The organism is Mesorhizobium sp. M1050, assembly GCF_040318715.1.
GTDB lineage: Bacteria > Pseudomonadota > Alphaproteobacteria > Rhizobiales > Rhizobiaceae > Mesorhizobium.
This window is the reverse complement of record NZ_JAMYMV010000113.1, coordinates 1-13,659: the sequence shown is the minus strand read 5'-3', so window position 1 is coordinate 13,659 and position 13,659 is coordinate 1. Positions and strand designations below refer to the sequence as shown.

Sequence of the window (13,659 nt, the reverse complement as noted above, 5' to 3'; positions counted from 1 at the left end):
GTCTCCCCATCGAAAGCTTGACCTCAGCACCGCGGTGCTCAAGGCCGCCGGATACGCACGTCTGCGGTCTTCACCGGATGCGTACTACTTTGCAGGCCAACGCCAATCCGTTTGCGCCTTGCCGTAGCAGTTGCCATAGTCGACGAACTGCCCGCTAGAGATGTCGCGGCACGCCCAAACCAATTGGCCGTACTGGTTGTAGAATTCATCCCAATCGGCGCCCTGATAATAGTTCGGCCTGCCATATCCGCCGCCGCCGCAGTTGTTGTTCGAGCAAACCGCGATGGCTGCGCCTACCGCGGCGATCGCCACGCCCGCGGCGATCGCCTGGTTCTGCTTTCTGATCATGTCGGCGCATTGCTGTGGCGTCACCGACCGCCGAGCAAGCTCCGTATAGAGACCGTCACGGAAGCTTTGATCGCTCGTCGAGGCATATGATCTGCAAAGCGCGGAAGTGCTCACTGCCTGGGGGTTCTTATTCAGCGCCTCTTGGGACGTTGTGCATGATGCGCTTGCAAGCGCAAAAACTACCGCGGCCGAAGCTGCGGCACGCCGGCCGATTTCCATTTACCCTCCCACCCAAATTATTCAGTCCGCCAAAATTCCACGGCCGTTTGTCGTTCTCTAACAGAGTGTTTCGCATGCAACGCCGTCGCCATCACGATCCAGTTTGCGGCCCCATGGGCAATTGCTGAGATACCATTGGGCTTCGTCGCAAGAGCCGATTTGCGAGCAAGTCCGCCGCGGCTGACATGAGTAGCTTTGCGCTACCTGCCGGCGGCTGATGATGCCGAGAGGTTGACTGACGGCCGGCTGCTGACTGTCCGCATGCTCAGCACGCCAATCCCATGGCTTCTGAAACGTTCCGACCCACAGGCCGACCTTCGCCTTCTCGGCTTTGGTCTGCTGCGCTGCATACGCGCCGTGGCTGTAGCGAGACCAATCGAGCGCCTGGCCGTGCTCGACCATCCAGGCGGCGACGCCAGCGCCGTCGGCGCGCCGGCAGTCGCCAACAAAACGGCCGTAACGGTCCCAGGTGACGAAACTGCAATGCACTGGCGTCGAGGCCGTCAGGAACTTGTCCAGTGCTTCGGCGGCTCGGCGTCCGCAGGCATATTCGAAACCCTTGGCGTCATCGCAATACTGCCGGCTTTCTGGCGCGTCGATTCCGTCAAAGCGGATCCGCTGTCCGTGAATTTCGATCGTGTCGCCATCGATCACCGACGCAACACCAGCGATCTGCGCCGGGCTCGGGCTGGTCCAGTTCGCCAGATTGAGCACAGGCATGCGGTCGCTGTGCTGCATGACGAACTGCGTTGCGTAGGCCAATATCGCAGCCACCCTTACGATAACCAGCCGCTTTGGAATGCCCGCCAATTTACGCCGCAGCTTGGTGCCAGTCCGTTTGCGCCATTGGGCAGATCGATTGTCGTAGCGAGAGCTGTCCAACGTCCGCCGCCCCTACTCGCACCCGATGCCGTCGTGATCGCGGTCCAGCTTGTTGGGATCACCGTTGGTGATCTTCACCGGGCCAACCACGACAGGTTTGTTTCCCTTGCCGCCCGCGCAATCCAAATCGCCGCCGCCTGACCGTGACGATTGCGTCGGTGCTGCTGACACCCCTCGATACCTATTGACGACTGCCGCAGCGCGCACGCCGTCGCCCTCGATATGCGTGTTCTGACTGTTCGGATTGAACGGGTCGACTGTTTGGAGGAGCAGATTTGCATGGCCCGCGTCGCCAGCCGCGAGTGTCACCGTATCGTAATGGTTCAAGTAGTCGGCTGCGCAGCCCGAGAAGAGCACTGCGCACAACACGCACGAAAATTCGCGCACCCCCATGAATGAATTTCCCCAACCCCGAGCAAGATCATGCGCTATTTGGCTTTTGTTGTCGAATCCAGAAGAGGTTCGACCTTCCGTGAAGGCACCATTGCCGTCATTGCCGCGTCGTCTACAGTTGACAGATCAGCAAAGTCGGCTTCGGGGAGGAATATATGCGTGGTGCTCTCGTTTTTGGTTCCGTTCTTTCGCTGATCCTGCCATCGGCTCCTGCGCTGGCCTAGTGGGACGGCGGGCACATGCAGGTCGCCGCCGTGGCCTACTCAAAATTGACACCGCAGGCGAAAGCCAAGGTTGATGCGCTGATCAAGCTGAACCCCCGACTATCCGAGTTGGATCGCCGGCGTGCCCGATGACAAGAAGGCGCAATACGCCTTCGTTCATGCGGCCGTTTGGGCGGATGACATCAAAGACCCTGCCCACGGCTACACCAAGGACGACGACACGCCGACGGGGCAGAACATCCGCTACTGGCATTTCAAGGACATCAGGTTCTCGACCGACGGAACGCAGTTCTCCGATGCCGATCCGATCAATGCCGTTTCCCAGATGAAGCTGTTCATCGCGGCGCTGCCGGCAACGTCGGCCGCAACCGATGACATCCGCTCTTACGACATGGTTTGGGTGCTGCATCTCATCGGCGACATTCACCAACCGTTGCACGCGACGGAGCGCATTTCTGCAATCAACACCGATGGCGACCGCGGCGGCAACGAAGTTAACGTGATGCCAGCGACCGGCGAAACGATCGACCTTCACGCCTATTGGGATCGAATGTTCGGAGGCTACGTTTCGGTGTCGGGTGCCATCTTCGATGCCAATGACAAGGCCGGAATTTCGAAGCTTCAGGTCGACAGGGCAAAGGCCAAGGTGCTGGACCCAGATGCTTGGACCCAAGAGCTTCGTGCTCGGCAAGAAGTTCGCTTAAGCGAAGCCTGTGCTGAGCCAAGGCACGGTGTCGGTGCTGCCCCGGACGTATGAAACCGACGCGCGCAACGTCGCGGGAAACCAAGCAGCGCTGGCGGCGGCAAGGCTAGCCAACGTTCTCAAATGATGGACAAAAGACAGGGCGACTGGAGATCGGGCGGGGGTGTAGAGTTCGACGGTCACCCGCAGGACATGGGCCATCGCATCGGCCCTGACCGGATTTCACCAGCAGACTATCCTGTCACCAAGCGCACCTCTACCGTCACAAGCGGCAGAAGATTCACGGTCACTTTGCCAGCTTGATCATCTGGCCTTTCTTGGTCATCGGCAGTCAAGATCGTAGAGTATGGTCATGTTCCTGATAATGCCTGCGCGGCCTTGGTCAGGGTCGTCTATTGTTTCCGTCTTGGTAATGGCCGGCGCCCATTGGGCGGGGGGCTTTTGGGGTAAGGGCGCCGGCCAGGCGGGCAATCAAGTCCGCCGCCAGAACAAAGTAACAGACAGGCCGCCGACGCGTATGGCGCGATCGCGGAACTGTGCCTAAGCGCTTCCGTTTGTCTCGCTTTCCTCGTCGATCGTTCGCACCGGCAGATAGGCGTTGGTCTCCAGCCACTCGCGCAACACGATCTGAAGGTCCGACCGGCCAATTCCCATCTCGGTGGCGATCGAATCCAAAGCGTCCGCGATTGCAGGCTCCAGGGGCACACCAGCGACGTTTCTCAGCAAGAGGGCAGCGCGACGAAGGATGACCTGCAAAACCGCTCGCGTGATATCCGCGATGCGATCGGCGGCGCTTTCAAGCTCTTCAGCAAAGGAGCGGCGGATCATTGTCGGCTACGGCGCCGGCGCAGATTTGCCTTCTCCAACTCAGCGGCGAGGTGGGAGGCAGCGCGCTCAGCTGCCCGCTCAGCGCCTTCACGCTGTCGTTCCAACTCCGCTGGCGGATAGTACGCCTCGAGGCCAGAAGTCCGGCTAGCATCAGTTATCGGCAAGTGGCTCCAGTCCTCAACGGCACCAGCCGGGCTAGAGGCCAAGCTATCTCTAATCGTTTGCCAAACGTCCCGCACGCTCATCGACCGAGGATTGCTGAAACATTGGCTACACGCAAGCCATCGCCAAAGTCGCGCGAAACGCGTGCATACTCTCGCACGTCCAGCTAGCGCCCGTCCGAGTGAACATCCGCCGTTTTGCTGGCTGTCGCAGCCAAAATCGCCATTCCGGCCGTACCGCAGCTATGACTCGCCGGGCAGTGCCAATGCACACCGTTGACAGCTGGAACTAACAGCACGCCGCACAGTTGCATGCAGCGTCTTTCCTCAATAGGACGTGCTGTACACACTAGAGGGATTGAGAAATTGACCGACGAAATTGATATCCGAAGTGCAGACTTGATCGGGCTGACCGCTGATATTGTCGCGGCGTTTGTCCAGAATAACCCTGTGCCGGTCGCGGGCCTTCCTGATCTGATCGCATCTGTGAATGCGGCCTTGTCGGGATTGGGGCAGCCGAAAGCTGTCGAGCAGCCACCACAAATGCCGGCCGTCAATCCAAAGAAGTCAGTGTTTCCTGACCACATTGTGAGCTTGGAGGACGGCCGCAAATTCAAGTCGATGAAGCGCCACTTGGGCCTGCTCGGCATGACACCAGATCAATACCGAGCTAAATGGGGCTTGCCGCGGGACTACCAAATGGTAGCACCAAACTATGCCGCCCAGCGCTCGAAGCTGGCAAAGGCCATCGGTCTCGGCCGAAAGGCGACCCAGGGAGCATCTGTTGAGAGGGCGCCAGCCAAAAAGGCAGCAGCAAAGCGCGCCAAGGCCTGAAACGGGGAAGCCGGCGGTTAGGCCCTCGTCAGGCTTATCTGAGCCGGGGCCGATTCACCGGGCCGCAAAAGGTGCCAACTCTCTTCGCCGACGGCTCGATCGACACATTCAGCAATGCGACCCGCCATAGCGACATATCACTTTACTAGAACGGCCAATTACGCGTCTCCGACCGGGTCGAAGCCAAAAAACCGCTGTCTCATCTCGATGCCGGCAACCTTGTCCAGCATCTCGATCAAGGCGTCGGTCCTTTTCTTGTGTTCCAGAAATTTAGCCGCTCGGAAGGCGTCAGTGAGCTTCGGCGCCTTTCCCAGGAAAAAGAGCTTGTCCTTCGAATAGATTTGCGTGATCTCGTTGACCCAATCAACCATCCAAGGCGGGGCGATCAGCGCCGCGCAATTCGGAGAAGAACGCATCGCCATCGGCGTACAAAAATACACGCACAGGTGGGGTGTCAGCGAGATAAGGGCTCGACCGTTTATCCTGCTGGCAACTAACCCGCCGGTCAGCCAATCCAGGCTTCCGTCACCAAAAATAAATTTTTGTATAGGGGAGCGCAAAAGAATGAAGTATTGATTTGTAATTAAGCTCGTTTGGCACAATTTCTTCGCGATATTGTACTTCTGAGACATATTTATTTTCCCAATCTCTTCATTTGGCGGCAACCCCAGCATTCTTGGGTAGCCCTCATACCGTGATCGGTTCGCTGGGCTTCGGATGAGAAGGGAATATATCAGGAGAAGAAGACTGCGATGAGTTCCTTCATCCAAATGATAGAATTTGCAGTAATCGCGCAAATTTCTATCTTTCTTGAACATAAGTCTAAATAATTTGACGTACTCTGAAGGAGCATACCCAAAGGGTTTAAGTTCTTTAAGAGCGGCAACTATTCTGTTAACATGGTTGTCAACGTCGAACTCGCGTTCGAACTTGTGTTCCCACGGAGTACCTTTAAAAAGCGTGTGCCCGTGAATCTTAAAGCCGATCTTTCTATTTGCGGCTCGCTTGCCGCCTATTTTTCCGCTTGGTTCGATCCATGAGACATCGCCTACTTTGTCGGTCCAATGGGATTGCAGCCCGACAGGCCACCAATGGTGATTCTTCGAATTGTCCTCGTCAGACATGCGCCGTCTCCGTAGGCTTCGTAGCAGTCTAGCGACAAGACCATGAAATCAACAAGGCAGCTCGATGATCCGCATCGTACTCTATCATGCGATAGCGAGTTGCAGCGGTCGCCCAACATGGTCTGGGACGGCACGCGGGGCGGCTGGACGCTTGCAGGCGATGACAAACCCAATCCCGCGGCCAGATTATCCGCAGCGCGTCCAGTTTGTCTGGGGTTCTTGGAAGCTTTTCGAACTTTCTACCTTGCGCCTCCAGCCGAATTGCGCGCGCTTATGAAGGAAATTGGCGGGTCTGGATCAGCGGTGTTGCGACTTTGATCGAAGCCCTTATCTGGGGATTCGAGTTGGAAGAGGGGTACCCCAATACAGCGCTGTTATAGAAATCGTTTGCTAATGGACGTTCGCAGCGAGTTTATATGGTTCGCTTGAACCGCCTTGCGGCGCTTAACCAACGGTTCCCGGCAAGATCGTGTATGTCCGCGCACCCTTCAGTGTCGTCGCTGGCAGGGCAAATGACTGGCCTAAGTGGTGACAACGCGTCCCAATCCACCGTCCATTGGTCCGAAACTGTTCGCCTGCATGAATGAACACGTCGCGGGGTACCGTATTTAAAACATCACCGAACCGATCTGGCGCTCCCGTCATTCACGAACAGCGCCGTGCGACCGAACCGCTATAGTCGCCCCGAGCAAGCGCAATCGCTGTATCTCCATCAGCGTCGACCTGCATGGCAGCCAGCCCAAATACAATGTCTCATATTGAGGCAGCGGGTTGCCTAACATCGATCACGCCGGCCTCGATCAGCCCATCAGAGGTCAGCAGCCGCCGTAACTGCTCGTCTCCCCATTGGAAAACCGCAACACAGAGGTTGGCTGATGCCCGCAAGCAAGCTGCCTTTCAGCCAGTTGCGCAACCTGTGGCGCCCGGTCCTGACCACGAACGACAAGGCCAGGACATTCGTTCTTGCCAAAGAGATCGGCTACTAGGTGCGGGCCGAAGAGATCACGACGAAACCAAAGAAGCGTTAAAGGCCATTGCAGCGGCGGTCCGCAGGCCCTCATGCAGCCGTAGGCGCTCGCGGGTGCCGGTCTATCGCAAGCTCAGATGAACTCGACCTCACCACCAAGCGCATTGCCATCCTCACCATCCACATGAAGGGCAAGGGCTCCCATCTCGGTAATGCCGGAGAGCGGACTCCTTTAGCATATGCTTGACTAGAGAAGCGTCGTTGTGCTTCTGCTTAGCTGGGGTCGGAGGCACGTGCATGACTGCATATGTTAGACAAGGTCTTGTGGAAGTCGGGGCCAACCCTGCTCCGCGGCGGCGTCCGACCAAGCGCCCTTCCTTCCGCGAACAGGTGGCGGTCGCGGCGCGGTTGCTTGCTGCCCTCGCCAACGACAAGCGCCTGTTGACACTCATTCATTTGATGGATGGCGAAAGAACGGTGTCAGATCTGCTCTCGCCAGTGGGCTGCACTAAGCACTCCATTTCTCTACATCTAAGAGAGCTCGTCGAACATGGAGTTCTCGAGTGCCGCGCCGAAGGCTCCTGGCGGTACTTTTCCTGCAAGTCCGAAGAAGCCAAGGCTATCATCAGGTTGCTTGATGATCTGGCCAGAAATAACGAGCTTCCAGCATTGCTATCTGGGGTTCCGCAGCGACCTTGCAGAAAGAGGCGATCAAGGTAGGCCGTCCGATTGGCTTGATCGTTCGCTCCACCGAGTGCGAGCGTAATCGAGAGCCTGATTTATGCGTGCGCGCAGCGGCCGGCGAGCATCCCTCAAATGCATCGATTATTGCTGGCATAGCGCCTCAGTCGGCGTCGGCCCTCTTTACTATGGCTATCGAAAGAATCGCGGCCAATAGCGCGGCAACCTCGCTTTGTATGTAAAGACTGTCTAATGTGATCGCTTATCCCAACGGAGGCAATTTCGGGGATGTCCGGCTCTACAAACAGAAGGGTCTTGTCGAGGAGCGTGGTCGAAATGGGCCTCTTCTCCGCGGTGATGAACACCCTGGTGCTAATTCTGCCTCTCTACATGCTGCAGGTATATGATCGGGTTTTGCCCGCGGCCAATTTGGACACTCTCACCTACCTGACCTTGCTTGCGCTTTTTTCGCTCCTGCTTTTCGGCGTGCTCGAAGTGGTGCGGGGGGTATATGCAAGCCGACTCGCCGCGCGACTGGATGTCTCATTGGGCGCGTCGTCTTTTCTCGCCGCGATGAGTGGCCCACGCGCTGGACTCGGCGACGTGCAAGCCTTGCGTGACTTGGCCACCCTGCGAGGATTTATCGCCTCGCGAACCATTTTCTTTCTCTTCGATCTCCCTTTTGGGCCAATCTTCGTGGGGCTGCTTTATTTCATCCACCCGTTACTGTTTCTTGTAACGGTCATCGGGGCGATTCTCATGGTTTCCATCGCCGTGATGAACCAGGTTGCAAGTTCGCGACCTGGCCAGGAGGCGGCCGAGAATCTTGGCGCGGCAATGAATTCGGCGCAGGCCTTCGCCCGAAACTTCGAAACAGTCCGGGCACTCGGCATGGTGTCCAATGCAATTGAGTTCTGGGGGATCCGTTTCTCCGGCTCTCTGCACGCCTCGGATGGGCTCGCCCGCGTTAACGCATTTTACGGCGGTGTCTCCCGCACCACGCGATCGATACTGCAGATTGCGATATTGGGTATCGGCGCATATCTGGTTCTGCACAACCAGATCACCGCCGGTATGATATTTGCGTCCTCGATGATTTCGGCGCGCGCGCTGCAGCCTCTTGATCAGATCATTGGGAGCTGGCGGCAGATCATCGATGCCAATCTTGCATGGAAGCGGCTTTCAGCTGCCCAATCAAGGTTAGGCCCAAACGAAATTGTTGCATTGCCAACGCCCCAAGGGGCGTTGAGCGCGGATCAGGTTGTCTATCACCTTCCAGGTTCGGCCGACGGGTCACTGCCGCTGATAAAGCGGGTGACCTTTGAAGTCGCCGCTGGCGAAACAGTCGCCATCGTCGGCCCGAGCCAGGCTGGAAAATCGACGCTGGCGCGACTCATCGTCGGTGCCATCGAGCCCCACTCTGGCGCAATCCGTATCGATGGCGGCGATATTCGAAACTGGGATCCGGAGGAGCTCGGCCGACATATTGGCTATCTTCCGCAGGATGTTGAACTCTTCCCCGGAACCATTGCCCAGAACATCGCGCGCTTTGAGCCGGACGCAGCTGATGAAAAGTTAGTCCAAGCGGCCCAGCAGGCGCAAGTACATGACCTCGTCCTGGGGCAGAGGAATGGATATTCGACGGTGATCGGCCCTGCTGGCGTTCGCCTCTCGGGTGGCGAGCGTCAGCGCATTGGGCTTGCGCGCGCCTTTTACGGCGATCCAAAAGTCCTGGTTCTCGACGAGCCCAATGCAAATCTCGATTCCGACGGCGAAGCCGCGCTCGAGCGGGCGATCAGTCAGGCGCGTTCGCGGAAGACGACTGTGCTCGTCATCACCCACCGACCCTCTCTCGCTTCCAAATGCGATCGCATCCTCATGCTGCGCAATGGCCAGGTCGAGATTTACGGTTCGACCAAGGACGTGCTCGACCAACTTGCCCAGCGGCGGGGCCAAGCGGCTGCGGCCGCAGCCGCTCAGTCGCATGAAGGAGTGGTGCCATTCCCGTCAACTGCTCGCGTGGAGGTAAAGGCCGCTAATGACGGTTCATAGCCAAATGACCCAGGCGGGCGCCAAGACTTATCGTTGGCAACGCAACGTCGATACACGCACAAATCGGATCACGCTGGCCGGGTATGGAAGCGTGGCCGTTTTCTTGGCCGGCTTCGGATTCTGGGCAGCCACTGCACCGATTGCGGGAGCAACGATCGCGCCAGGAGTGGTCGCAGCAGCTGGGCAGAATGTCATGATCCAGCATCTCGAAGGAGGTGTGGTCAGAAGCATCAAAGTCCGGGAGGGCGACAGGGTCTTAAGAGGCCAGGCCTTGATCGTGCTCGATCCGACGGTGGCGCAGTCCCAGCTCAACCGCGTTCTCAAGCAGTGGGTTGCACAAAAAGCGGAAATTGCGCGGCTCGAAGCAGAGCGAGACGGCCAGGAGAAAATCGTCCTGCCCAGTGACCTAGGAGCCTATTCAGGCGCTTCCGAATATAGCGGTGTCTTCGGCGAGCAAAACAAGGAATTTGAGGCGCGGCTAGCGCGTTATGGCGCGGAACAGGGCATTCTGAATCAAAGGGTGGCAGCACTTCAGGACGCCGTTGTCGGGCTAAGGGCTCAAAAGGAGGCAGCGGAAAATCAGCTTGCGATCGTCAACGAGGAGACGGAAAGAAAAAAAGACCTGCTAAAAAAGGGACTCACAAATCGTTCGGAATACACCGATCTCCTACGCAGCACCGCCGACTTGGTAGGCCAGGCAGGATCTCTGGAAGCGCAGATCGCCACCTCGGCGACCCAGACGGTGGAAGCGCGTCAGCAGATTGAACGGCTCACAACAAGCCGGGTCGAGGATGCCGTCACGGAATTGAACAAAGCACGGGCGCAGGTGGCGGATCTCGAGGAACAAATCAACGCTGGCCGATCGGTCCTCGACCGAACGATCATCCGGGCGCCTGTTGACGGCATTATCGTCCGCTCGCTGTACAATTCCGAAGGCAGCGTCATCCGTGCTGGAGAGGTGGCGATGGAGCTTCTGCCGACCACGAACGAGCTCATCGTCGAGGCCAGGATCAAGCCCGAAGACATCGATTCGATCCGGGTCGGACAGGACGCAAATATGATGTTTACAGCGCTCAACGCGCGAACAACACCAAAGGTGTCCGGAAAGGTATTCTATATTTCGGCGGATCGGCTGACTACACCCAGCACGGGACTGCCTTACTTCATAGTCCGGCTTAAAATGACCGACAAGCTGCCACCGCAGGTCAAGTCCGAGCAGATCTATCCGGGTATGCCGGTCGAAACATTCATTTCAACCGGCGAACGAACGTTCCTGGCTTATCTGACCAGGCCCCTGGTGGATTCGTTCCAGCGCGCCTTCCGGGAGAGATAGGCCCGCCTGGTCTCTCGTGACTGTCGGAAGTTCAGATGCGAAGCGGGCGCTGGATCAATCCGGCGCCCGTTTCGCATTGGTCCCTACGGCCCTTCAACGGTCAGACGAAGTGGAAGCCATCCGCCGGATGATAGCCAATCACGGTCCGGCCAGTGCCATCGTCGGCTAATGTGAAGCTGTTCGCATCGTAAGCGCCGACCAGGTGCAGCGTGGCGTCATGAGTGCCATCCGAAACGACCAGCGTTCCTCCACTTCCGTCCTGATTGGCCTGATAGACTGCGGATGTTCCTGTGCCGAACAAGATGTCTCCGAGGTCCACCTTGTCATCATTGGTGATGCCGGCGATGCTTCCGCTGAAATCGAATGAATCGTCCAGCTGCAATGTGCCGGCAGCATCCGCCGCGAAAATGACGTCGGTGGAAGAGGCGGCGTGAAACTCCAGCTGCGACATGTTTCCGATGATGGCATCGCCGTCTCCGGTAACCTGACCCCCTATCTCGATGTCGCCGCCATTGGCCCAGATCAGTCCGGTATTGGCGAGCGCACCGTTGATTGTCAGGCCACCCGACCCCGTCGCCTCCAGCGTTCCCGAGTTGACGACAGTGCTGCCTCCGGTGTCGATGACCAGCGCGTGGGAGCCGGTGGCGATAATTGTGCCCTGGTTGTTCAGGGATAGGGAACCGCCACCCAGTTGGCCGGCGCCGGAGATGGTGTTGTCGACATTGGTAAAGGTGTTATCGGCGGCCGCGCCGGAGATCACGTTCGCATCGCTGTCCGATAGGACGATCTGTCCACCACCTTGCAGCGTGATGCCGCTGGCGATCACCTCGAGCTGCGTGGTCGAGCCCGCACCGTTGAGCGCGATCGTACCTGTGTTGTCGATCGTGCCGCCGAGCGGCATGATCGCGTCGTCGCCGATCGACATCGTGCCGGCATTGTGGGTGACCGGCTCCTGGTTGAAGAGGAAGTTGCCGGCGCCGAGTTCGGAGGCCGAGACGCCATGCACGGTGATCGTCTCACCGGCGCCGACGGAGATCAGGGCACTGCCGCTGCCATCGTCGGCGATGGCGAGATCGGCGAAGCCGTTGACGCCGGCAAAGCCGATCAGGTCGATCTTGTCCGCCCCAACATCGAAATTGTGCAGCGTGTCCGCCGAGATCGGCTGGCCGAAGACGAAGAGATCGGCACCGGTCGAGCCGGTCAGATGATCTTCGGCCGATACGGCGAAGATGGGCGAGGCCGGTGCGAAGACTTCGACGTTGTCAAGGATGATTGCCCGTCCCGCGCTTCCGTCTTGGTTGGTCCAAGTCTGTGTGACGGTGAGAACCGCGGCGCCGGTAAAAGTGTCAGGCGTCATCACCGTCAGCGAACTCGGGTCTGACGTGTGCGCAGTCCAACTGCCGTCGGCGTTCTTCGTTGCACCGTTGATCGTCCAGTCCGCAGGTGCGCCAGTGATAGTTACCGACACCTGATCGCTCGTGCTTGCCGACGGATTGGCGAGCGCAAGATTGATCGGCTCACCAGCGACGCCAGCTGGCGCCGCGACGCTGATCGTCACGGTGTGCGACACGCTGTTTGTCGTTCCGTCATTGACCACAACTGTCACTATCCTTGCGGTAGAGCTGTGGTTCCCGTTCTTCGTGTCTGTGTACTGCACTCCATCGAGAATTGTCTGGTAGATCGCCTTGGTGGCGGAACCTGTGATCGACAACGTTACTGGGTCGGTGTTATTTGCGACGCTGGATGTGAAACTGACCGTCAGCCCGGCGGCTGCGGCAGTTGCTGCTGCGTTCAGTGAAAGAATTTCCCTAACACCGCCGGCGCCTGAAGAGTTGTCTTGCGGATTCGTCAAGGTGATCGTCATCGACGCGATGTTCGACGAATCGACATCCGATACCGTTGCCGCCGGTACGAGCACCAACTGATTGGAGCCCGTCGGATAGCTAGCAGTCGCGTCGTTTCCAGCGCCGGGTCCATTGAGGTCCACGATTGGGGCCTGACCGCCACCCGTCACATTGATCGTCGCAGTGGCTGTGCCGGTGTCGGTACCTCCGTCTCCGTCCACCAGCGTATAGGTCACAGTTTTTGTCGTCGTGGCACCGCTCGCGTTCGAATAGAGAATATGATCCGCCAGCGCCTGCGTCGCTGCTTGCGTGGCGGCGGCATTGAAGGTGACGACCAGGTTCGTTCCGTTTGTGCCGCCGGTGAACGTTCCAATGACAGTGCCGCCAAAGGTGACGTTGCTGCCGCTGACACCGATCTGGCCGGCTGCGACGCCCTGGTTCTGGATCGTCAACTGATCGGTCGATGCGCCGTTGGCCGTAAAGGCAACGGTCAGCGAGCCGCTGTTGAAGTCGACCGAGTCCACGTCCGTCACAGTTGCCGAAGGAGCGATGGCGGCGGCAGCAGATCCGGCCGTATAGTTGATGCTAGTGGATGTTCCTGCCAGCGCGCCATTGAGATCTATCACCGGCGCATCGTTGACCGGCGTGACGCTGATCGTGACGCTATGCGAGACGCTGCTATCGGTGCCGTCGCTGGAAACGACATTCACCGTCCGCGCCGCCGTCGTCGGCGTGTCGCTGGTGTTGTTGTAGACGATGCCGTCGAGGATCGTCTGGTAGGTGGCCTGTGAAGCCGAGCCGGTGATCGACAGAACGCCGGTGCTTGCGGTGTAGAGCACCGTCAGTCCGCTTGCGGCCGCCGTGGCGCTGGCGTTCAGCGACAGGGATTCAACCCCGTTGCCATCGGGCCGCGCCGTCAGCGTCGCCGTCAGAGACGTCAGGTTCGCCGAGTCGACGTCGGTCACCGTCGCCAAAGGCGCGATCACCAGCGGCGTCTGTTCCGTGAACGAAGCCGTCGCGTCATTGCCGGCGCCGGCGCCGTTCAGGTCGATCACCGGCGCATCGT

The 13,659-nt window shown here is 58.6% G+C and carries 11 protein-coding genes; 5 read left to right on the top strand and 6 right to left on the bottom strand.

Annotated features, from left to right (window positions below; genetic code table 11):
* Positions 1 to 84: 84 nt before the first annotated feature.
* The 3 genes from NKH57_RS32010 to NKH57_RS32000 all read right to left on the bottom strand — a co-directional run bounded on the left by NKH57_RS32010 (position 85) and on the right by NKH57_RS32000 (position 1,842).
* The gene (locus NKH57_RS32010) at positions 85 to 567 is read right to left on the bottom strand and encodes a hypothetical protein (protein WP_352950276.1); all 483 of its coding nucleotides are present in this window, start codon (positions 565 to 567) and stop codon (positions 85 to 87) included.
* Positions 568 to 624: 57 nt separating this feature from the next.
* Positions 625 to 1,287, bottom strand: a complete 663-nt coding sequence (locus NKH57_RS32005) for a thermonuclease family protein (protein ID WP_352950278.1) — start codon at positions 1,285 to 1,287, stop codon at positions 625 to 627.
* A 174-nt stretch (positions 1,288 to 1,461) separates the two neighbouring features.
* Positions 1,462 to 1,842, bottom strand: coding sequence for an excalibur calcium-binding domain-containing protein (locus tag NKH57_RS32000; RefSeq protein WP_352950274.1), 381 nt, complete (start codon positions 1,840 to 1,842; stop codon positions 1,462 to 1,464).
* 345 nt (positions 1,843 to 2,187) lie between these two features.
* Between NKH57_RS32000 and NKH57_RS31995 the strand changes: the two genes are divergently transcribed.
* Complete coding sequence (locus NKH57_RS31995; RefSeq protein ID WP_352950272.1) at positions 2,188 to 2,823, top strand: S1/P1 nuclease; 636 nt, start codon at positions 2,188 to 2,190, stop codon at positions 2,821 to 2,823.
* A gap of 486 nt (positions 2,824 to 3,309) precedes the next feature.
* Here NKH57_RS31995 and NKH57_RS31990 read toward each other — a convergent pair whose 3' ends face one another.
* On the bottom strand, positions 3,310 to 3,597 hold the full coding sequence (locus tag NKH57_RS31990) for a hypothetical protein (protein ID WP_352950270.1): 288 nt from the start codon (positions 3,595 to 3,597) through the stop codon (positions 3,310 to 3,312).
* A 527-nt stretch (positions 3,598 to 4,124) separates the two neighbouring features.
* On the opposite strand from NKH57_RS31990, the gene NKH57_RS31985 reads away from it, so the two are divergent.
* A complete protein-coding gene (locus tag NKH57_RS31985; protein WP_352950268.1) occupies positions 4,125 to 4,592 on the top strand; it encodes a Ros/MucR family transcriptional regulator in 468 nt (155 codons plus the stop codon).
* 158 nt (positions 4,593 to 4,750) lie between these two features.
* Here NKH57_RS31985 and NKH57_RS31980 read toward each other — a convergent pair whose 3' ends face one another.
* Complete coding sequence (locus NKH57_RS31980; protein ID WP_352950266.1) at positions 4,751 to 5,716, bottom strand: hypothetical protein; 966 nt, start codon at positions 5,714 to 5,716, stop codon at positions 4,751 to 4,753.
* Between the two features lie 1,264 nt (positions 5,717 to 6,980).
* Between NKH57_RS31980 and NKH57_RS31975 the strand changes: the two genes are divergently transcribed.
* From NKH57_RS31975 to NKH57_RS31965, 3 genes are all read left to right on the top strand, one after another.
* Positions 6,981 to 7,403 (top strand): ArsR/SmtB family transcription factor, encoded by a 423-nt coding sequence (locus NKH57_RS31975; RefSeq protein WP_352950264.1) that lies wholly within the window; start codon positions 6,981 to 6,983, stop codon positions 7,401 to 7,403.
* A gap of 249 nt (positions 7,404 to 7,652) precedes the next feature.
* A complete protein-coding gene (locus tag NKH57_RS31970) occupies positions 7,653 to 9,416 on the top strand; it encodes a type I secretion system permease/ATPase (protein WP_352950262.1) in 1,764 nt (587 codons plus the stop codon).
* Positions 9,403 to 10,749: an HlyD family type I secretion periplasmic adaptor subunit gene (locus tag NKH57_RS31965; protein ID WP_352950260.1), complete on the top strand. Its 1,347-nt coding sequence runs from the start codon at positions 9,403 to 9,405 to the stop codon at positions 10,747 to 10,749. Before NKH57_RS31970 ends, NKH57_RS31965 begins: the two co-directional genes overlap by 14 nt.
* Before the next feature lie 100 nt (positions 10,750 to 10,849).
* On the opposite strand, the gene NKH57_RS31960 is transcribed toward NKH57_RS31965, so the two are convergent.
* Positions 10,850 to 13,659: beta strand repeat-containing protein (locus tag NKH57_RS31960; RefSeq protein WP_502907362.1), on the bottom strand; the 2,810-nt coding region annotated here is incomplete at its 5' end.

Bases quoted from the DNA above. Each gene is read 5' to 3' on its own strand.
- NKH57_RS31970 (WP_352950262.1), top strand. From the start codon at position 7,653: ATGTCCGGCTCTACAAACAGAAGGGTCTTGTCGAGGAGCGTGGTCGAA.
- NKH57_RS31990 (WP_352950270.1), bottom strand. From the start codon at position 3,597: ATGATCCGCCGCTCCTTTGCTGAAGAGCTTGAAAGCGCCGCCGATCGC.
- NKH57_RS31980 (WP_352950266.1), bottom strand. From the start codon at position 5,716: ATGTCTGACGAGGACAATTCGAAGAATCACCATTGGTGGCCTGTCGGG.
- NKH57_RS32010 (WP_352950276.1), bottom strand. From the start codon at position 567: ATGGAAATCGGCCGGCGTGCCGCAGCTTCGGCCGCGGTAGTTTTTGCG.
- NKH57_RS32000 (WP_352950274.1), bottom strand. From the start codon at position 1,842: ATGGGGGTGCGCGAATTTTCGTGCGTGTTGTGCGCAGTGCTCTTCTCG.
- NKH57_RS31975 (WP_352950264.1), top strand. From the start codon at position 6,981: ATGACTGCATATGTTAGACAAGGTCTTGTGGAAGTCGGGGCCAACCCT.
- NKH57_RS32005 (WP_352950278.1), bottom strand. From the start codon at position 1,287: ATGCCTGTGCTCAATCTGGCGAACTGGACCAGCCCGAGCCCGGCGCAG.
- NKH57_RS31965 (WP_352950260.1), top strand. From the start codon at position 9,403: ATGACGGTTCATAGCCAAATGACCCAGGCGGGCGCCAAGACTTATCGT.